The organism is Wolbachia endosymbiont of Oedothorax gibbosus (assembly GCF_936270435.1).
Classification (GTDB): domain Bacteria; phylum Pseudomonadota; class Alphaproteobacteria; order Rickettsiales; family Anaplasmataceae; genus Wolbachia.
Map to the genome: position 1 here is coordinate 924,850 of NZ_OW370567.1, position 20,451 is coordinate 945,300.

A 20,451-nucleotide genomic window follows, 5' to 3' on the forward strand; every position below is an offset into this window, starting at 1 on the left:
ACAGTGAACTTAAACCTTTTTAACTAAGATTTCATTATCAAGAGCGTACACTATTAGCTCATCATTTTCTACTACTTCCCCTGATAAAACTAATTTAGCTAAATTATTTTGAATACACTCTTGTATAACCCTTTTTAGGGGCCTTGCTCCATATTCAGGGTCATAGCCAGTCTGTGCTATTAGTTCTTTAGCTTCCTGCGACAAACTTATACTCAGTTTACGCTTAGCAAGTGTTTTTTGTAAATAAGAAAATTGAACATCTATAATTTTATAGATGTCATCTCTGGTTAAGCTGTGAAATATAATAATTTCATCCAGCCTGTTTAAAAATTCTGGACGAAATGTTGATTTAACTATTTGCATCACTTCATTTCTTACAGAATCAACATTCCCTTTAAGCATTATCTCAGCGCCAAGGTTAGAAGTTAAAATCAGTATGGTGTTGCGAAAATCAATTAATTTACCATGACTATCAGTGAGTCTACCCTCATCCAAGATCTGTAGCAATATATTAAATATATCTGGATTTGCTTTCTCGATTTCATCAAACAGAATAACCTGATATGGTCTTCTTCTTACCGCTTCAGTTAATCTGCCACCTTGTTCATAGCCAACATATCCCGGAGGCGCGCCAATTAGCTTTGAAACAGAATGTTTTTCCATATATTCTGACATATCAAAACGCAGAAGCGCTGATTGATCGTCAAACAGAAATTCAGCAAGGGCTTTTGCCAGTTCTGTTTTTCCAACTCCAGTTGGGCCTAAGAATAAAAATGAACCGAAAGGTCGATTAGTATCTTGCACACCAGAGCGAGAGCGCCTAACTGCATTACTTATTGCTTCTATCGCGCCTTTCTGCCCTATTACTCTTCTTCCTATTTCATTCTCCATGTTAAGGAGTTTTTCCTTTTCACTGTGCATCATGTTATCAACTGGAATTCCCGTCCACTTTGAAACAATGTTTGCAATATCATCTCCAGTCACTTCTTTCTTTAAGAAGCTATCAGTAACCTTTTCCTGATTTTTTAATTCATTCTCAAACTGAGGAATCACACCATACATCAGTTCTCCTGCCCTTCCCAAATTCCCACTACGCTGAACTAATTCCAACTCTTTTCTAGCGTTATCTAATTTTTCGGCTGTTTCTTGTATTCTAGCTATTTTATTCTTTTCCATCTGCCATTTGCTGTTCAAGTCAGCAAATTTACTGTTTAGGTTTTCAATCTCCTCATTTATCTTTTTTAAACGCTGTTTAGAATTTTCATCACTTTCTTTTTTTAGAGCTTCCGACTCAATTTTTAGCTGTATAATCTTTCTCTCAAGTTCATCAATAACCTCAGGTTTGCTATCCATTTCAATTCTCACCCTGCTTGCTGCTTCATCAATCAAATCAATTGCTTTATCAGGTAAAAACCTATCTGTTATATATCTATTGGATAACGTTGCAGCAGCAATTATTGCACCGTCTGTAATTCTTATACCATGATGCACCTCATATCTTTCCTTCAAACCCCTCAGTATTGAAATAGTGTCAGTTTCAGTTGGTTGAGAAATAAACACGGGCTGGAAACGCCTTGCAAGCGCAGGGTCTTTCTCTATATGTTCACGATATTCATCTAAAGTTGTAGCCCCTATACAGCGAATTTCTCCACGTGCAAGAGCAGGCTTCAGCAGATTTGAAGCATCCATTGCACCGCTTGTTGCTCCTGCCCCAACTAAAGTATGAAGCTCATCTATAAACAAGATAACTTTTCCCTCTGCTCTCGAAAGCTCATTGATTACCGCTTTTAGCCTTTCTTCAAATTCTCCTCTAAATTTTGTTCCAGCAATTAATGCGCCAAGATCGAGGGCTAAGACCTTTGCATCATGCAAACCAAGTGGCACGTCATTTGCAACAATTCTATTTGCAAGCCCCTCAACTATTGCAGTTTTTCCAACACCAGGTTCACCGATCAGCACTGGATTATTTTTTGTCCGCCTCAGTGATACCTGCATAGTTCTTCTAATCTCTTCATCACGACCAATTACAGGATCAAGCTTTCCTTGCATAGCAAGCTCTGTAATATCCTTTGTATACCTCTTAGCAGCGTTCAATTTTTCCTCACTATTTGGCGAGTCTGCACTGCTGCCTTTCCTCATATCTGTAATAACTGAATTTAATTTTTGCGGTGTAACACCACTTTCTGCCAGAATTTTGCCTACAGTATCATCTTTTTGTGCAGTGAGGCCCTGCAGTAAACGCTCAACAGCAACAAATGAATCTTTATTTCTCCTTGCAATACCAATTGAATCTTCAAAAACTTTTGCTACTTTTCTTGAAAGTTGAAGGCCCCCACTTCCTGGACCTTCAATTACTGGCAACTTTTTTATTGCACTATCCACAGCATCAGAAATACTTTGCACATTTCCACCACAAGCGTTTATCAAATCCTGAACTAAACCTAATTCATCCTCAAGCATCACTTTTAGTAAATGCTCAGGCATAAAAATCTGATGCCCAGCTCCCAACGCTTTCATCTGAGCACTTTGAATTAGACTTTTTGCTTTTTCGGTAAATTTATTTAAGTCCATAACACCAGTTAAACTTGTATTTGCTGATGTATATAACAATTGATTTCATAAATTTAAACCTAAAGTTGTTTATTGTTAGGTATGAAATTTAAAACTTTCTAAAAAAAGAAACTATCATAGCAACCGTACCCTACCCTTTACTTCATTAGACCATCTTATGGATAGTCTACACAGATCGACCCTTTTGTGAATCTGCGTTTCTACTTTCTTCAACTTGTTTTGCAAAAGATGTTTCCTGTTTCTGAAGCGGCTTAGCAATTTCGCGCACAACGGCAGTAACTGCTGTTAAAAACGTTTTTAACAATGCACCTAAAGCTCCACCAACTGCTTCCCTGCCATATATATGGGCCTGCTTTTCGTTATCGTCAGCAGTTTCCCCTGCCCTCCTTCTTGGATCCATCCTATGAGCAATCACCGAAAACAACACTCCCCTGATTGAAGACTTCACTCGTTTTTTTGCTTCATCATCATGTGCTGTTTCATGTCCATGACTTAAGTGTTTAGCATTCGTTAGCTCCTTTTGTTGCTGGGCAAACATGCTACTTAATACTTCTTCTATCACTTGCTTCCTTCTCTTCTCTCTAACTCTTTTCATAGATTCTGATTTATCGCGAGTATGCTTTGTGGTTTCAAATTCTGCATCAATATCTTCAGACGCAGCCTGACTATATAAAGTCTCTATGAGCCTGTCTATGCTTCGCTTTATTTGCATAGTCCTTTCGTAACTATCCGAATTATCAATTCCTTCGTCGATCTGATTTAGAATATCCTCAAAAGCTTTTAAATAGTCTTGAATATACTGTATTATGTATTGTTTATCTTCCTCTTTGTATTGTTCTTCTTGATTTTGCTGATTTTCATTTTCTAAACTTCTCTCTCTTCTGTCATTGTTATTTTCTTCAATATTACCATCGTCTTCTTCAAAAAAATCTTCATCGTTCATAATTTTTTTAATTCAGTTAAAATCTTCACTAGTTACTAGTGTATATGAAAAAATTAAATTAACATTAATGAAAAGCGTTTACAACTTCAGCACTAGTTAAAACTACAGTGAAGCTGTCAAAAGTAGTAGGATCATAATACCTCTCATACAATTCAACTGAACATCTGAGCTTAATCTTTTCCTTAGCATTAAAACTAATTTCATAATCACTATTAGAGTTTAGCATAGCAGAATTACGTAATAATTCATCAGCTAATACAGAGTCTAAAATTCCATTAATTTTTATCGTAATGTGTCTGCTCCCAGCAGAGTCCAATACTTTTCTCCAGCCGAAAGAGGAAATATCTTTTATCTCTTCTTTGTTATTACGCAAGGTAAACCTTAGGTTTCGTATATTATTTAACACAATAAAATTATTGTCATGATCTTTAATCTTTAGCTGTAATTTGCTCATTATCACCTCCTTTTATTAAAATATCAAAATTAATTGTTGAATGTAAAATTTCATCATGCTGATCCATAGCACAATTATAGCACTTCTCATAATAATCCGAACAGATCATAGAAAGGCAGAATCAACAGCATGACGAAAAGACTTGAATAGAGGAATGTTTTTCCTGACTCTGTTTTTTATAGCAAACCAATGATGTTCAATTTTGTTAAAATCTGGAGAATACGGTGGCAGATACAAAATTTCTGCACCAATCCCTTTAGCAAGCTTAATGATCTTATCAGACTTATGAAAAGTAGCATTGTCAAGAATGACAGTTTGTCCAGGTTCCAAGGTCGGTATCAAAAATTGCTCAAACCATCCATTAAAAATATCCATATTACAGTGGCCTTCAAAGGTTAATGGAGCAACTATTTTTCTTTCACTTAAAGCTGCAATCATACTGATTCGTTGAGTTTTCTTCCCAGATTTTAGGGCATAAAACCGCTGTCCCTTCTGACAATATCCATAGGGGTAGTCTTCAGTGTTGTCAATGCCAGACTCATCTATATACACTAAGTTTTTAGGTTCTTTTGTTGCTATAATTTTCAAGAATTTAGCACGTTTTTCTTCGCTTCTTTCCTTGTACCCATAGGTCTTTTTTTGCGTGTAAATCCAATTTTTTTCAGGGCTCGGTGGATAGTTTGGATACTAACGTTGCTCCAAAGTTTAGCCATTTCCAATAGAGTCTTTCCTCCGTTTTCTCTGGCAAATTTAGCAAAGGCATCCCAGTCGGTAATTTTGTGATTGTAACCTCCATTTCCAAGTTTTTTTGATTGAAAGTCACCTGTTTCTTTTCTTCTTTGCTGCCACTCCCACAAAGTAGTTCGTCCAATTTTAAATCTTGCTGCCACTGTTTCTCTGCTTTCTCCCTCGTCTAGAGCTTCCATTGCTTTTTTCCTTAAGTCATAACTATATGCTGCTGGCATACCTACCTTCACTACTACAAATCCTTATTTTACCTTATTTGGACTATTATGAAAAGTACTATATTCTCTAAAACAGCCTCATTATTAATGCTCTTAAGTATCAAGTTAACATGCTTTGTAATGGCAAACAAACTATATGATAAGTATATATGTCGCATGAAAATCTTGCCTTTGTAGCAAAATTGGACAGCATATGCAGGTTATTATAATTCACTACGCGCAATCTTAGGTAAGGAATGGTGACCTGTTTAGGTAAGTAGTCATAAATGTTAGTAACATATTTCCTTAAATCAGAGTTTGCTTTTAGTGCTGCATAAATGCTACTGTATAACTCGTTTATAGCTTGAATTTTTTTCATAATTAACCCTCACAGACACGGCTATTGCAATTTGCAGGTGGCAGATTCCAGTCTGGAATCCAGCTTTTTCATCCAAGACGGTGTCATTCCAGTGCTTGACACTGGAATCCAGCCTTCCCGCAATCTCATCAAAAACGTTGTAACCATTTTCTATGCTAGTTTGCTTGTTAGCGACCTGGATCCCAGACTGGGATGACACCATCATAAAGGAACCAGTGTCAGCTACTTTCATGACACCCTTCTGGTGGGCCCAAATCGCAATGTTCGTACAGATAAGTTCTTGGATGACAAGAAAGAGCTACAAAACAACTCGCAGTTCGCGAAATGGAGAATACACCTTCTTCACTTCAGACAAATGGCTACTTACCCCCGATTCACGATCTTTGTAAATAGCAGAAACATGCCGCATAATACCGAGTTTTATCTGCTCAGGAACATTGTCATAACCAGCTTCGTATACAACATCAACTCTTATTGCATTTAAGTAATTGAAAAATTCAACGTAGCTTCCTACATCACTAAAATAATACTTAAGTGTTCTCTTCTCTTGACCTTTAGACATCATTGCAGTAGCCAATACTATCTTACTCACAGGGCCATAGCTTAAATAGATCCTACGAGGTACATAATCTTCATATGAAACTTGCCATGTTTGTTTCACCAGTGACTTTTCCATATGCCACTCAGCATAATCAGTTGCCATAAAAATTAGATCTGAAATCAACTTATCATCTTGATCGTTCTCAATGCGTAAAAAAGATTTAACCTCTTCTAAAGTAACTGGAAAAGATTCAGGCTTAGATTTACGTTGCACATGTATTCTTGGTGAAGTAGATCTTATTGACATAATAACCCTCCTTTTTTGTATATAGCTAGAATAAGTAAGGTTTACCTCGTGACAGCGTGGGGCAAATCTTACTTACTTTAGCTATGCAGTTTGTATTCAATATTAAGTTGCAGCAGCAACTCTGAGTGCTTTACCGTACGAACATATTGAGAAGAGAACGTATTAAAGCTGTTTCTCCTTTTTTATTGATAAAATTTGCACTTATAGCATATTCAACTAGGCTGGATTTTAGTAGATTGACATTTTGAGAATGAATATTATTGAAGACGGAGTTTAACTCTTTAGCAAGCAGACTGCGAAATTTTTGCACACTATCATATGCGATATTTTCAAGTTCATGTGCAAATTTATCTTGAGCTATAGTTGTTATATCTTCAATTTCCTTATCAAACTCCTCTAGCTTTTTTCCCTTACTCTTAGAGCTTTTCGTAAAAGTTTTCATATCAATTAAACTCAACTACTATTATGATTATAATGACAATGAAAAACTACCGAAGTAAAAAATTCACACTACTGTGTAACTTACAAATACTTTTTACTAGATTCCAGCGTTACGCGCTGGAATCTATAGCAAGTGTACAAATTAAATTTTACAAACACCGTTGTGCTGAACCTTGAATATCCACTTCTTTCAATTCAGTGTCAGGAGCGATGGGTTTTGATATTGTGTATGTAATGCCACCTGCTATCAGTGCAGATACCACAGAAGCTGCAACTATTAATAGAACAAACAATCCGAAAGCAATACTAAGAGCAGCACCTACTACTAACATAGCTGCAAGGCTCGTATAGACAACTTTTGGGGAAAATTGTCTTTTTCCTACTTTTTCTAGTGATACTTCATTTGTTTGAGAATGCTGACTTTTCATTTTTTCTGATTCACCCTTACTTAAGTCCTTTTTATTCTTAATTTTTTCTTCCAAAAGTTTTATTATTTTGTCGTTCTGACTGCACTTAGCAAGAAATAAATAATCTAATCCATCTTTATCTTGTGCTTCAAGGTTTGCTCCACTTTCTACTAGGTACTTCACTCCTTTGGCACAACCAGACATAATAGCAGAATGTAGAGGAGTACATCCATTTTTATCTCGTGCTTCAAGTTCTGCTCCATTTTCTAATAAATACTTTATTGCTTTTTCACTGTTACGTGCAGCAACAATATGCAAAGGAGTAAATCCATCTTGATCTTTTATTTCGATGCCTACTCCGCTTTTTATTAAACGCTTTACCACACCTAAAATATTACGTGAAGCAGTTTCACGTAAAAGAGCGAAAAATGCATCTTTATCTTGTACTTTGACATTTACTCTGTTTTTTATTGGACGTTTTACTACCTTTACGTAACCACGTTTGACGGCGATATATAAAGGAGTAAGTCCATTTTTGTGTTTAATTATATCATTTGTTAATTTAGGTTGATCTTTGTTTGTTGTAGCTTTATTGCTACTTTTATTCCATACTTGTACTTTCGGTTTTATTATCATTAATTTTTTTTGATTTCACTACTGCATAGTTTCATAAAGAGGTTAAATTTGTCTATATACTACATTTAATCTACAGCTAACGAAGCCTGCTTCTGTCACTCTATGCTCGATCACAAGATCTTAATATTTTAATAAAAGGTGAAACTAAATTGCTACAAATCAAGTTTTACAAACACCATGTTGCGCTGAACCTTGAATATCCACTTCTTTCAATTCAGTGTCAGGAGCGATGGGTTTTGATATTGCGTATGTAATGCCACCGGCTATCAGTGCAGATACTACAGAAGCTGCAACTATTAATAGAGCAGACAATCCGGAAGCAATACTAAGAGCAGCACCTACTGCTAACATAGCTGCAAGGCTCGCATAGGCAACTTTTGGGGAAAATTGTCTTTTTTCTACTTTTTCTAGCGACACTTCATTTGTTTTAGTTTTGCCCAGTTCACTCTTAAGTGGTGTGTTTTCATTCTCCAGACTTTTTATTTTTTGTTTTAGTGATTCATTCTCTTTATTGAATTCTTTCAACTTAGTCTCATGTCCAGCTATGCAACTTTTTGATTCTTCTAGTTCCTTTTGCGTTTTTTCTAAGAACCTGTTCATAATCTCAAAAAAGTGATAAACTATGAGATGATGTATATGAATAAGGATATATGAGAAATTTATACCCAAGTGACATAAGTCGAGAACAATTTGAAAAAATCAGATCAATTCTGGAGAGTAGTAGGAAGAAAACAAAACCAAGAAAACTTGATTTGTATGATGTATTTTGTGCAGTGCTGTACGTCCTAAAAAGTGCCTGTCAGTGGAGAATGCTGCCAAAAGATTTTCCAAAATGGCGAAGTTGTTACGAATATTTTAAAAAATGGAGTGAAAAACCAAGCGAAGATACAGAAAGTACTTTGGAGCGTGTATTAAAAAAAATTAGTTGGAGAGACACGTATCAGCAATGGTCGGAAAGAAAGAACTAGTTTTTGTATAATTGATGCTCAGAGCGTAAAAAATGCAGATACTGCTGAAAATAAGGGCTACGATGCAGGTAAAAAAATTTCAGGAATAAAGCGCCATATTGCAGTAGATACACAAGGTTTACCACACGCGATTTATGTAACAACGGCAGAAGCAACCGACCGCAGCAGTGCCATGAAAATGGTCGAAAATGCTAAAGAAAAACTCTCTGAAGTTAAAAATATACTTGTTGATGCAGGCTACACTGGAGAAAATTTTGCAACACAAATAAAAGCAACTATTGGTTCGACGGTCGAAGTAATAAAGCGAAGTGAATTACACACCTTTGTTGTACTGCCAAAGAGATGGGTTGTTGAGCGCTCTTTTGCTTGGTTGGAAAAATGTAGGCGTTTGTGGAAAAATTGCGAGCGGAAACTCAACACTAGCTTACAAATGGTCGTTCTTGCTTTCACTTCTTTACTCCTTAAAAGATTATGAACAGGTTCTTAGATATTCTGCAATCTCTACATAACCATATGTAGCAGCATAATGTAAAGGGGTCAGTTCATCTTTATCCTGTACATCAACTTTTGCTCCACGTGTTACAAAAAGTTTCACTGATTCTTCATTGTTGTTTGCAGCAGCATAATGTAAAGGGGTCAGTTCATCTTTATCCTGTACATCAACTTTTGCTCCACGTGTTACAAAAAGTTTCACTGATTCTTCATTGTTGTTTGCAGCAGCACGATGTAAAAAAGTCAATCCATTTTCATCCTGTGCATCAATGTCTTCTCCATCTTCTAATATAGATTGGCCTAAAGCTTCAGATTCATCTGCATCAAAATATATTCCACTATCGTCACTATTACTTTTATTTAAAAAGGTCTGTTCACCATTATATGTAGCACCGTATTGTTCCGAATGTTGATTATGACCGGGTTGTTCTATGCGCTTCCGATTATTGGCAAATCGTTGTTCTGCCTCTTGCAACTTTTGCTCCACAGCATCTCTTTCTCTTATAGCCTGTTCTCTTTCTAATGTATCATCTACTTTGTTTATATTGTTTTCATTAATGATTGAGTTTGAAGAAGTCTGTTCATCCTCATCTTGTACATAGATTTCTCTGCTGTTTAGTGTAGTTCCGTTGTTCTTTTTCTGATCTCTTGCATTCCATGCTTGCACTGCAGCAGTTGTGTTATTTCCGTTCACAGCTAAATTTCCTGTAGTTTTATTATTAGGCTGCGGTAAAGTGCCTTGTCTATTTTGTCTTCTCGCAGCTCTTGCCTCAGCATAACGTTGTTCTCCTTCCTCTAACATTTTTATTATAGCCTTTTTACCTTCTACATCGCCGACAATATCCCTTGGAGTTCGGCCTTGACTATCTTTTAGTGAAGGATTTGCGTTAGCATCTAATAAAAGCTGAACTATCTCTTGATGACCATGCGAAGCAGCAATGTGCAAAGCAGTGAATTTAGAATTAACATCACCCGATATTTGTTCATCAACTTTTACTTTCTTTTCTAGTAGGAGTTTTACTATTGGTACACTGTTACATTCCACAGCAAGATGTAACAACATACAATTTACAGTTTTGTCTGAATCTTGTATCATGAATAGCTTATCTATCTTCAAATTGTTATAAGTGCTATATGCTCCTGGGTTTATACCTTTTAGCTCACTTCCTATTCTTTCAAGCAAATTATCCTTATTCAAACCTTCACTCTCACTCACATTGCGTATTATTTCAAAAAACTTTTCCTTTTTTATTGCCACAACCTTTCCTCTCAATTTATTTATTATTGCTGAACCATCTCACAAAAAAGTTAAGTTTGTCAAAATTCCATGTTTGATCTAAAAATTAGTCATAAACATTTTCTTCCAATTCGTTGCCATTCAACTCCCCTGTCATCCCAGCACCTTCTTCTGTCATCCCAGTGCGTGACACTGGTTTACTTTATGATGATGTCATGAAAGTAGCTGACACTGGAATCCAGAAGACAACCAAATAATAAAGGCTAGATCCCAGTGTCAGCTACTCGGATGACAAAAAAAGGAGCACTGGAATGACACCCTACTTAACCCGTCATACCGCCGCGGTATCTCCTTAGCATAGATCCCGCTAACAAGCAGCGGGATGACGATTGTCGTTTAGCTATAAATATTTAAGAAATTTACCAAATGAAAAAAAAGGCAAAAGAAGCCCCGTAGTTAACTAGTTATTTATATGTACTTCAAAATACTGGCGTTTTTTATTCTAAACACTGCAATTTAGCTGCTTTTAAGTGCAACTCACCTTAGCTAAAATGTTTAAGAAATTTACTAAGCAGAAAAAAAGGCAAAAGAAACCCCGTGGTAATTAGTGTTCACTTCCTAATCCTGCAAATTGACGTACTATACTGTCTTAAACAGCGCGTTTCAGCTTATATAGCTAGCAATACTGTGAAGACATAAGGTGCACATAGTGCAAAAAATTAAAAATAAGACGCCAACTACGTTGTTTTCTTGCTGTTTAATCTGCACAGATGAAGATAACTGAATACCTTCAGTACCATGATAAGTAGGCTGGCGGAGTTTGTCAAGGAAGTTTTTGTATAATATCTTCTGAAATAAATTGTATAATATAACTATAGCAGCCTATTTTTGAATAAACTCCATTTGCATTTCTTGTATATTACTTTCTATTTGCTTTATTTGTTCTATCAACCTTTCTTCTAAGTCAAGATTACCGCTCAGCCTCGCTTCGGTTCTTTCTTTTCGTAATGCATTTAATTCTTTTAGTAACACTATATTATTCCATACAATTTCTGCAGATTTTCTCTCGTTCAGTTGGCTATTTAGTATGCTAGTTTTTTCAAATACATACTTTATAACGTTACACTGTTTCAATTCTTGCTCTTTATTGAGTTCGCTTTTGTTACTTATTGCATCAATTATACGCTGTTGCAGTCTTTTCATCTCATTAGTAAATTCAAAATGAGAAAATTGCTCAAAAAATATAGGACGGTTCAAGATTTCAGGAAATTCTACGGCTATACGCAAAATTATGGCCTGATTTTGCTCTGCCTCAATTAGCTCTGGAGATTTGTTGTGAAGATACTCACCTTTTGTTGCTCTAGTTTTACTATTAAAAATCTGTTTTTTGAAGCTATTTCTTAGTTCACTAGCCTTATTGTAAAAATAATCTCTATAATACCTTCTAATACTGCTGTTGCTAATAGTATTTACATATTCCATGAACTTGTGCTCAAGAATTGAATATTTTTCCGGAGCAAGTTTTTCATAATTTTGCAAATTGCTATCGATTATGTGATGCCATAAATATTCAGAATGCAGTTTTGTTGAATGGTCAAGAGCAGTCAATACGTCTTCTTTCTTGTATTCCAGTTCGTTACATATATCGTATGGATCTTTATTACTCGGCAAAGTCACAAACTTTAACGTGTATCCAGGCTCTAATATTGGCAGAGCAAGTTCTGCAACTCGAGTAGCAGCATGACGTCCAGCACTATCGCCATCCATGCAGATGGAGATTTCTTTAGCAAATCTCCATAGATTTTTTATCTGTTCTGCAGAAATTGCAGTGCCAAGCGGAGCAACTGCATTACTAATTCCTGCTTGATGTAGCGCTATCACGTCCATATACCCTTCAACAACAAGTATGTGCTGTTTTTTACGTATTTCGCTTAAAGCAAAGTTTAATCCGTATAAATTCTCTCTCTTCTTGAAGAGCTGACTCTCTGGGCTGTTTAAATATTTTGGCTGTTGCTCAAAGCTCAGCGCACGTCCACCAAAACCAATAACTCTCCCTGCAATGCTCTGTATAGGAAATATCAGCCGGTCATAAAAATAATCACGAAAATTTTTGTTTATTAAACCAACATCGATCAAAATCTCGTCTTTAATACCTGAGAAGTTCAAATATTCTTTCAAACCAGAGCTTGGTGCATAACCTATCTTAAATTTATCTATGATTTCAGGTGAAATCTTACGCTGCTTTAAATAATCTACAACACCTTGATTTTTTTCTGCAAACCAATTTGCAGCTAAATCAAGCGCTAAAAATAGTTTATTGTCCTCTTTTGTAATACTAAGACTTTTGGGCAGTTCAACACCTGTAACCGATGCTAATCTTTCCAATGCTTCTTTAAAGCTTAATCCTTCAGTTTGTGAAATAAATTCAAATGCATCACCACTAGCTAAGCAACCAAAACAGTAATATAACCCCTTAGTATTGCTCACCGAAAAAGATGGGGTTTTTTCGTTATGAAATGGACAGAGCCCAACAAAACTATCTCCTCTTTTTATTAGCCTGACTTTTTTACCTACTATGTCAGATAATAATAATTTTGATTTTATAATATCTATGTGATCCATCTTATTGAATTAGTAGTAGGATAAAAATTATATAGAATTTATGCACATCTGACTCAAAATTTATTTCAAGCTTTAGAACTCCCAAAAGGTCAGAAGCATTGAATGACTTGACAGAAAGTTCAAACCCATATAAAATGTTCTTATATGTTAGATGTAATATCAATTGCCTCAGATCATGCTGGTTATGAATTAAAATCAGAAATAAAATCCTACCTAGAAGCCCTAGGTTACACAGTGGTAGATCAAGGCTGCACTGCTCAGCAAAAGTGCGTGGATTATCCAGACTATGCTGCTGAAGTTGTAGAAGATATAACAAGCAAAAAAGCAAATTATGGGATATTAATTTGTGGTACAGGTTTGGGCATGAGTACTGTGGCAAATCGTTTTGAAGGAATCTACGCTGCTTTATGCAATAGTGTTGAGATCGCAAAATTAGCTCGCGAGCATGGCAACGCAAATGTACTGTGTCTTGGTGCAGGATTTACTGCGAGTGGATTAGCAAAAGACATAGTCAAACAATTCCTTGAAACAGAATTTTCAAAAGAAAGCAGACATAAAAAACGCCTTGATAAACTCAGCAATATAACCTCTAAGAAAAAAAAAACAAAAACTTATAACGAAGATGAAATATCAAAATTCGCTAAAATGGCAGGCCAATGGTGGGATGAGAACGGCAAATTCAGACCATTGCACATGATGAATCCTGTGAGAGTATCTTACATTATCGAGAAAATAAAAGAGTTAAAAAAATGCGATTTAAAGGAATTATCATTGCTTGATGTTGGTTGTGGTGGTGGTATTTTGTCAGAGTCAATGGCACGTGTTGGCATTAACGTTGTGGGAATAGATGTGTGTGAGGAAAATATAAAAGTGGCACAATCACATGCGAAAAAAGTAGGGCTTAATATAGAATACACGCACACCAGCATCGAAGAGCTAAGCAATGACAAGAAGTACGATGTGGTTCTGTTGATGGAAGTAGTTGAGCATGTAGATAATTTAGAATTCTTTATGAGAAGAGCAGTAGAACTGCTTAAACCAGAAGGGCTAATCTTTATATCCACAATAAATAGAACTATCAAATCCTTCTGTCTTGCAATAGTTGGTGCAGAGTACATATTAAACTGGCTGCCAAAAGGCACACACAATTGGAATAAATTTCTCAAGCCGTCAGAAATTGCAAATCACTTAAGAGAAAATAATGTAACATTACAAAACATGGCTGGCATGGAGTACAACGTAATAAAACGCGAGTGGAATTTAACTAAAGGCGTGGATGTTAATTATATACTTTGTGGAAACATTGTAGTTTGAGACGGTTCTAATGTCATCCGAGTAGCTTGACTACTTGGATCCAAGACGGTGTCATTCCAGTGCTTGACACTGGAATCCAGTTTTTTCATAATCATCAAAACGTAGTATTTTAACATAAAACGGCTACTTTTATGCTTACCAACTTAGCTGGATCCCAGTGTCAGCTACTCGGATGACAACCTCACGCTACTGGGATTAGCTATTCGGGTGACAGTAAGATTTATAGAATTACAGAGAGTTTTACACAGGTCTGTACAGAAAGATTGATTTCTCTTGCCAACATAAGTAGCATTAGAACTCTAGGTACTTAAGTATGGATAAATCTGAGAACTTTTACATCACCACGCCAATATATTATGTAAATGACAAGCCGCATATCGGGCATGCATATACTTCTCTCATCTGTGATGTTACAGCTAGATTTATGAAACTAGCTGGGAAAAATGTCAAATTTACTACCGGTACAGATGAGCATGGGCAAAAAATCGAAAAAGCAGCTAAAGCAAAGGGAATGCAGCCGAAAGAATTTACAGATGAAGTGAGCGTTTCATTTAAAGAATTAGCTGAGTTCATGAATTTTGAGTATGACGATTTTATTCGCACTACGGAGGAACGTCACAAAAAAGCAGTGGTAGCTTTATGGAATAGACTTGAAGAGAGAGGACAAATATATTTGGATTCCTATTCGGGTTGGTATTCAGTTCGTGATGAAGCATTTTATCAGGAGTCAGAGCTGATAGATGGCAAAGCACCAACAGGTGCTGAGGTCCAGTGGATAAAAGAAGAGAGTTACTTTTTTCGCTTATCAAACTGGCAAGAAAAATTACTGGAACTCTATAAAAATCAGCCAAGTTTTATCTTTCCTGAGAGCAGAAGAAATGAAGTGATATCGTTTGTAAGATCAGGGCTCATTGACCTCTCAATCTCTCGCACTAGTTTTAACTGGGGAATAAAAGTACCAGGTAATGACAAACACGTAATCTATGTCTGGATAGATGCATTAACCAATTATCTTACATCAATAGGTTTCCCTAGTACTGAAGGTGAGGAATATAAGAGGTTTTGGGCAGAACCAGAAACACAGATTCCAGTGTCAAGCACTGGAATGACACCAAACCAAGGGAAAACGCAGATTCCAGTGTCAAGCGCTGCAAACCTAGCTGACAACTCTTTCAACGTTCATGTAATCGGTAAAGACATATTGCGCTTTCATGCTGTATATTGGCCAGCGATTCTCCTTGCAGCAGACCTGCCACTGCCAAAACAAATTGCAGTTCATGGTTGGTGGTTGAACGAGGGAGAGAAAATATCCAAGTCCCTTGGTAATGTCATAGATCCAATTGGCCTCGCTCAAGAGTTTGGTGTTGATCAGCTACGCTATTTTCTCCTCAGGGAAGCAAGCTTCGGCCAAGATGGCAACTTTAGTAAGAAAAATATGATCAGCCGGATAAATTCAGAACTGGCAAACAACATAGGCAATTTAGTACAAAGAACAATTTCATTTTTACACAAGCAATGTTCTGGAATTGTACCAACAATCGATCAAAGCCTACTTAAAGGTGAAGAAAGTCTTCCAGGTTGCAAAGCTATACTAGGTCAAGTGATGGACCATCTGTCAAAGTATGAATTTAACCAGATTATACTTCTAATTATCAACATCTCTTCAGAAGCCAATGCTTATATAGACAAAAGTGCACCCTGGACATTGAGCAAAACTGACAGAGAGCGCATGAATTTAGTAATTTACAAGTTACTGGAATATATCAGGATAATAGGCATTTTATTGCAGCCAATCGTTCCCAAGTCAGCAGAGATGATACTAAATCAACTGCAAATTCCGAAAGAACAACGAGATTTAAAATCTTTGTGCGACGCGTGCGTAAGTTCAGGCATAACATTGCCTAAACCTACGCCGGTTTTTTTGAGGGTTGATGTTTAACCAAGGAAGTATTCAGGTGATAACAAATCATATTTATTACTTGTTCTAACTGCATACACTATAGGTTGTTCTACTTGTGCTTGTTTTCTTTTTCTTCTTGCGGCTCCACTTCTTTTATTTTTACCGCCTTCTTCCGTATTGTTTATGCTGTTGTCCCCTTGAAGATTTGGCTTTTGGTCTGCTTGCTCTTCTGGCTTTTGAGCTTCTTTATTTATAACCCATTCTTGTCGTACATCAGCCAAGGTGTTTTTATGTTGAGCATGCAACAGATTAGTACCTAGTACACAACTATTACAAACATTTTTACTATAAATACTTTGTACCCCACTCCAAAAGGTGGTAAACTTCCCTTTTACTGACTCACATAAATCAGAAATTCTTGACGGAACTTTTGCTTTACTGTTTTCATCCAACTGCTCTTTCAGGCTAGAAATCTTAGTATCTTTTTCATCACCAGATTCTGCATCATAAAATATCTCCTGATCCTCAGAAAGACTCATTAAATACTCTTTAGCAGCATCAATACTTAAATGCTTAGGAACGTTATCAATATTTAAATAATCCAAATTTAAATAATCCAAACTATTAGCTCGTTGCTTTTGCTCACTGGAAGGAACTGCAGGATCTAAATAATCCAAAGGAGTGAGTTCTTGCATACTAAGTTTAGATCCATATTCACGCTTAAACTGCTCTTCCGGACTAGAAACCTTAGTATCACGTCTACTGCACGAGCTGCTTCTAATACCAATTCTCACTGCAGAACAAACAGATAGACAACAATGGAAAAAAAGCCATACTAAACTAAGTGTAATAGCGAGGTATAAATGGCATTAAGATCAAAATTATTGGATGAAAAAGTAGTGGAATCGGCAAAAGCAATGCTGAAGAAAGTAAGAAATAACGCATACGTTACAAAAAAACTAAATGCTGTAATTGCAGCAAAAAAGCACAGCATAACAGCGGTAGCAAAGATATGTTGCATTTCAAGAACTGCACTGACTGAGTGGATAAAGCACCTAAAATTTAACAGAGAGGAAAAATTGTTTGCTCCACCTCAACGTCGTAGAAAAACTAGATTGGATCAAAGTCAGCGTGAACAAGTTGAAGCATGGATACAAGACAATCCTAATATCACCATTAAAGAAATGAGAATAAAAATCCAGGAAAGATTTGGTTTGGATATCAGTAAGTCCACAGTACACCGTAATATGCAAAGAATGAAATTCTCATATATTACTCCAAGACCAGTTCATAATGGTCAAGATAAAAGCAAACAAGAGGAGTTTAAAAAAAAATCTCAACGAAACTATTGGCAAATATCCAGAAAAAGAGCTATTTTTCTTTGATGAGTCTCGGTTTGGCACACATTCAAAAATTGGACATGGGTGGTTTAAAAAAGGCATTAGGACACAGGTTAAAATAAAATTAGGTAGGCAAAATTTCTATCTCTATAGTGCGGTTAATCCTAGAAATGGAGAGAGTTCTAGCTTGTTTGCACCAAATGTCAACACTGATTGCATGAATATATTTCTTGAGCAGATGTCGCAATATCTAGGAATACGAGAGACTTTTCTCGTTATGGACTGTGCTAGTTGGCATAGGTCAAAAAATTTAAAGGTACCTAAAAATATCGATATTATATACCTACCTCCATACTCACCTGAGCTCAATCCTGTTGAGAGGTTTTGGTTATATATAAAACAGAACATTTTGTGCAATAAAATATACGATACAATTACCCTGCTTGAGCGCACTTTGTGTAAATTTGTTACCTCTCTTACCCACTCCATAATTAAACAACTCTGCAATGTCTCCTATTTGTCCTCCTAATAATGAGAATTGGTATAACACTATTAATTGATGTGCCACAAGCATTTTTCATACTACCTACGACATTTTTTAAGTCATTCACAACATCACTACGGCGCCGCTGAATAATACTAGGAATGCGCCCACTATTGTACGCTTCTTTTACAGTTGTAACTACTTCTTTACATGCTATATATGGTTTAAATTCTTCTAAACCACGCTTAACATATTTGCCAGAATACAAAACACCATTAACTGCTCCTTTTGCAAACCAAACAGCACCATTAACTGTTCCTTTTGCAAGCTGAACAGTGCCATCAGCAATTGCCACTTTTAATTTGTCTTCTTCTATCTTTTTATTTTTTTTAGCTAGTTGAGTTTTTTGCTCAGAAATGGTTTGCTTTTGAGTTTGTACTACAGCATCTTTTTCAGTCAGTTGGTCATTTTGCCCAGAAATGGTTTGCTTTTGAGTTTGTATCTTAGCTTCTAACTCAGAAATGGTTTGCTTTTGAGCCTGTACTGTAGCTTCTTTCTCAGAAATTATTTTATCTTTAGCTTCTACTTTACTTTTTTCATCAGCAAGCTGAACTTCTTTCTCAAAAATAGTTTTGTCTTTACCTTCTATCTCTTTTACTTTCTCAGAAATTGTTTTGTTCTTACTAATTGCTTTACACGAAAGTACAATAGCCACAGCAGAAAATACAGCACCACCAATAATAAATGGTAGGCCAACACTTAATGCTGCAACTGGAGCTAAGAAACCAATATAAGGAGCTGCAGCAAACACTCCAGATGCTAATAAAGTGAAAGTAGCCAGAGTTCCAGCTATATAATAGGGTACATTGTTTTTATTCATCATCTCACGTATTATAAAATATAATACCATTATAAAAGGATTTTTAAGAAATTGTCAAGCTATCTTTACATAAAAAAAATAATCAATGAACTTGGGAACAAGAAGATTGCTGCCAAGCTATGAACTATGCCTTTCCGTGTAATCTTTGAATGCACCTCTGTTAGAGTCAAAATATAGCTTCACACTGCCAATTGGCCCATTTCTCTGCTTTGCAATAACGAGCTCTGCAATGTTTCTAATTTTTTCCATTTTCTCTTGCCATTCTCGATGTTTATTGCTTCCTTCACTTGGCTGTTTTCTTAGTTCATAATACTCTTCTCTATAGAGAAACATTACTATATCTGCGTCTTGCTCTATGCTCCCTGAATCGCGTAAATCAGAAAGTTGTGGTTTTTTATCGTCTCTCTGCTCAACAGAACGAGAAAGCTGTGATAGTGCAACAATGGGAATATTTAGCTCCTTTGCAATTGCTTTCAAGCCCTGCGTCACTTCCGAGATTTCTTGCACTCTATTTTCATTACTCCTTTTTGTTGTTCCTCTAATTAGCTGCAAATAATCAATAAATACCACTTCTACATTATATAATTGATATAACAAACGTATTCTAGTACGAAGAGCACTAATTGACAGCGCAGGAGTATCATCTATTAGGAAAGGTAATTCAGATAACTCTGTACTAGTATTGATAAATTCATGCAATTCAAAATCACTAATTCTCCCAGTTAATGCTTTATAATAACTAATTCCTGAATCTATAGTAATCAATCTTGCCGTTAATTGTTCTGCTGACATTTCAAGTGAAAAGAACGCTACATAGTGTTGTTTATCTGCTCTTTTTTGCAACATCTTACAAGCATTAAGTGCAATGTTTAGCGCCAATGCTGTTTTACCCATAGAAGGCCTTGCAGCTAGAATTAATAGGTCAGATTTCTGCAAACCACCAAGAAGCTGATTTAGATCTTGAAGTCCGGTTGTAATACCTAGCGCTTCTGGATTGTTTTTTAGCATGCTGATTTTCTCAACCACGCCTTTAACTGAACTTGCAAGTTTGATATATGTTTTCTCACCTTGTTTTTTTACTGCCAAATTGAACAATTTTGTCATTGCTTGTTCAATTTGCGCCTGTGCAGGATTTTCAATGTCGTAGTTGTAGCTATCACCAACTATTTCTTGCCCGAGCTTAATTAAACATCTCCTTAAGTAAGTATCACGGATTATTCTAGTCAAACCGTAGATATCGAGTGCAATACTTGCCTTCGCTGCAAGCTTTGCTAAGTACTCTACCCCACCACATTCGGTAAATGCTTGGTCGTTTTCAAAAAACATTTTAAGGCTCAGTTCATTAGCAACTATGCCATGTTTTCTGGTTTTGGATATTTGCGTAAAAATACTTTGATGTAATGGATCATAGAAATTTTCTGCTGTGATTGTGTCTTCAACTGCATCACAGATTCTATTATCACGGATCATTGCACCAATAAGCATCTGTTCAGCTTCTAAATTATGCGGTAATTTACATATTTCCTTGTCTACACTTCTTGAACCCAAGAGACTAGCTAATTCATTCATTTTAAGTTTTGAGAGTAACTGTT

19 protein-coding genes and 1 pseudogene are annotated in these 20,451 nt (G+C 36.1%); 4 read left to right on the forward strand and 16 right to left on the reverse strand.

Translation table 11 applies throughout. The annotated features are described in order from the left end of the window. Window positions 1–9 precede the first annotated feature (9 nt). From clpB to NBW39_RS04650, 11 genes and pseudogenes are all read right to left on the reverse strand, one after another. Window positions 10–2,571, reverse strand: coding sequence for an ATP-dependent chaperone ClpB (gene clpB, locus NBW39_RS04610; protein ID WP_250294662.1), 2,562 nt, complete (start codon window positions 2,569–2,571; stop codon window positions 10–12). A gap of 166 nt (window positions 2,572–2,737) precedes the next feature. Further along, the gene (locus NBW39_RS04615; protein ID WP_250294663.1) at window positions 2,738–3,514 is read right to left on the reverse strand and encodes a hypothetical protein; all 777 of its coding nucleotides are present in this window, start codon (window positions 3,512–3,514) and stop codon (window positions 2,738–2,740) included. 64 nt (window positions 3,515–3,578) lie between these two features. Next, the gene (locus NBW39_RS04620) at window positions 3,579–3,968 is read right to left on the reverse strand and encodes a phage tail tube protein (protein ID WP_250294664.1); all 390 of its coding nucleotides are present in this window, start codon (window positions 3,966–3,968) and stop codon (window positions 3,579–3,581) included. After that, a pseudogene (locus tag NBW39_RS09010) lies at window positions 3,943–4,044 on the reverse strand (DUF3168 domain-containing protein); the annotation flags it as partial. The pseudogene NBW39_RS09010 and the gene NBW39_RS04620, both read right to left, overlap by 26 nt. 29 nt (window positions 4,045–4,073) lie before the next feature. After that, window positions 4,074–4,933 (reverse strand): IS630 family transposase gene (locus NBW39_RS04625; RefSeq protein ID WP_250294642.1). Its coding sequence is split into 2 segments (ribosomal slippage): window positions 4,074–4,609 and window positions 4,609–4,933, totalling 861 coding nucleotides; the frame shifts between segments, so codons are not numbered across the junction. A gap of 100 nt (window positions 4,934–5,033) precedes the next feature. Next, on the reverse strand, window positions 5,034–5,291 hold the full coding sequence (gene gp17, locus NBW39_RS09245) for a tail completion protein gp17 (protein WP_458695376.1): 258 nt from the start codon (window positions 5,289–5,291) through the stop codon (window positions 5,034–5,036). After that, window positions 5,254–5,523, reverse strand: coding sequence for a hypothetical protein (locus NBW39_RS04630; RefSeq protein ID WP_250294665.1), 270 nt, complete (start codon window positions 5,521–5,523; stop codon window positions 5,254–5,256). Before NBW39_RS04630 ends, gp17 begins: the two co-directional genes overlap by 38 nt. Window positions 5,524–5,589: 66 nt before the next feature. Further along, entirely contained in the window at window positions 5,590–6,138 is a 549-nt protein-coding gene (locus NBW39_RS04635) for a head-tail connector protein (protein ID WP_250294666.1), read from the reverse strand. Window positions 6,139–6,268: 130 nt separating this feature from the next. Further along, window positions 6,269–6,580, reverse strand: coding sequence for an ECH_0659 family protein (locus tag NBW39_RS04640; RefSeq protein WP_370273771.1), 312 nt, complete (start codon window positions 6,578–6,580; stop codon window positions 6,269–6,271). Window positions 6,581–6,728: 148 nt separating this feature from the next. Further along, the gene (locus NBW39_RS04645) at window positions 6,729–7,622 is read right to left on the reverse strand and encodes an ankyrin repeat domain-containing protein (RefSeq protein WP_250294668.1); all 894 of its coding nucleotides are present in this window, start codon (window positions 7,620–7,622) and stop codon (window positions 6,729–6,731) included. Window positions 7,623–7,781: 159 nt separating this feature from the next. Continuing rightward, the gene (locus tag NBW39_RS04650; protein ID WP_250294669.1) at window positions 7,782–8,222 is read right to left on the reverse strand and encodes a hypothetical protein; all 441 of its coding nucleotides are present in this window, start codon (window positions 8,220–8,222) and stop codon (window positions 7,782–7,784) included. Window positions 8,223–8,272: 50 nt separating this feature from the next. Between NBW39_RS04650 and NBW39_RS04655 the strand changes: the two genes are divergently transcribed. Continuing rightward, window positions 8,273–9,065, forward strand: a protein-coding gene (locus NBW39_RS04655; protein WP_250294670.1) for an IS5 family transposase whose coding sequence is annotated in 2 segments (ribosomal slippage) — window positions 8,273–8,536 and window positions 8,538–9,065 — 792 coding nt in all. Because the reading frame shifts where the segments join, the coding sequence is not laid out codon by codon here. Here NBW39_RS04655 and NBW39_RS04660 read toward each other — a convergent pair. Together NBW39_RS04660 and dnaG are read right to left on the reverse strand one after the other, a co-directional pair. Continuing rightward, window positions 9,060–10,340 carry an ankyrin repeat domain-containing protein gene (locus NBW39_RS04660; protein ID WP_250294671.1) on the reverse strand — a complete coding sequence of 427 codons (1,281 nt, stop codon included), beginning with the start codon at window positions 10,338–10,340 and terminating at the stop codon, window positions 9,060–9,062. The genes NBW39_RS04655 and NBW39_RS04660 overlap by 6 nt on opposite strands. An 861-nt stretch (window positions 10,341–11,201) precedes the next feature. Beyond that, window positions 11,202–12,941 carry a DNA primase gene (dnaG, locus tag NBW39_RS04665; protein WP_250294672.1) on the reverse strand — a complete coding sequence of 580 codons (1,740 nt, stop codon included), beginning with the start codon at window positions 12,939–12,941 and terminating at the stop codon, window positions 11,202–11,204. 144 nt (window positions 12,942–13,085) lie between these two features. Here dnaG and ubiG point away from each other — a divergent pair, with 144 nt between their 5' ends. Both ubiG and metG read left to right on the forward strand, forming a co-directional pair. Next, on the forward strand, window positions 13,086–14,255 hold the full coding sequence (gene ubiG / locus NBW39_RS04670; RefSeq protein WP_250294673.1) for a bifunctional 2-polyprenyl-6-hydroxyphenol methylase/3-demethylubiquinol 3-O-methyltransferase UbiG: 1,170 nt from the start codon (window positions 13,086–13,088) through the stop codon (window positions 14,253–14,255). Window positions 14,256–14,568: 313 nt separating this feature from the next. Then, complete coding sequence (gene metG, locus NBW39_RS04675; protein WP_250294674.1) at window positions 14,569–16,194, forward strand: methionine--tRNA ligase; 1,626 nt, start codon at window positions 14,569–14,571, stop codon at window positions 16,192–16,194. Here metG and NBW39_RS04680 read toward each other — a convergent pair. Then, window positions 16,191–16,949, reverse strand: a complete 759-nt coding sequence (locus NBW39_RS04680; RefSeq protein WP_250294675.1) for a hypothetical protein — start codon at window positions 16,947–16,949, stop codon at window positions 16,191–16,193. The genes metG and NBW39_RS04680 overlap by 4 nt on opposite strands. 69 nt (window positions 16,950–17,018) lie before the next feature. On the opposite strand from NBW39_RS04680, the gene NBW39_RS04685 reads away from it, so the two are divergent. After that, a protein-coding gene (locus NBW39_RS04685) for an IS630 family transposase (protein WP_250294609.1) occupies window positions 17,019–18,024 on the forward strand; the annotation gives its coding sequence in 2 pieces (ribosomal slippage) (window positions 17,019–17,480 and window positions 17,482–18,024; 1,005 coding nt in all). On the opposite strand, the gene NBW39_RS04690 is transcribed toward NBW39_RS04685, so the two are convergent. Together NBW39_RS04690 and NBW39_RS04695 are read right to left on the reverse strand one after the other, a co-directional pair. Then, on the reverse strand, window positions 17,987–18,862 hold the full coding sequence (locus tag NBW39_RS04690; protein ID WP_250294676.1) for a hypothetical protein: 876 nt from the start codon (window positions 18,860–18,862) through the stop codon (window positions 17,987–17,989). The two genes, NBW39_RS04685 and NBW39_RS04690, sit on opposite strands and share 38 nt — an antisense overlap. 114 nt (window positions 18,863–18,976) lie before the next feature. Further along, window positions 18,977–20,428: a replicative DNA helicase gene (locus tag NBW39_RS04695; protein ID WP_250294677.1), complete on the reverse strand. Its 1,452-nt coding sequence runs from the start codon at window positions 20,426–20,428 to the stop codon at window positions 18,977–18,979. Between the last annotated feature and the right edge of the window lie 23 nt (window positions 20,429–20,451).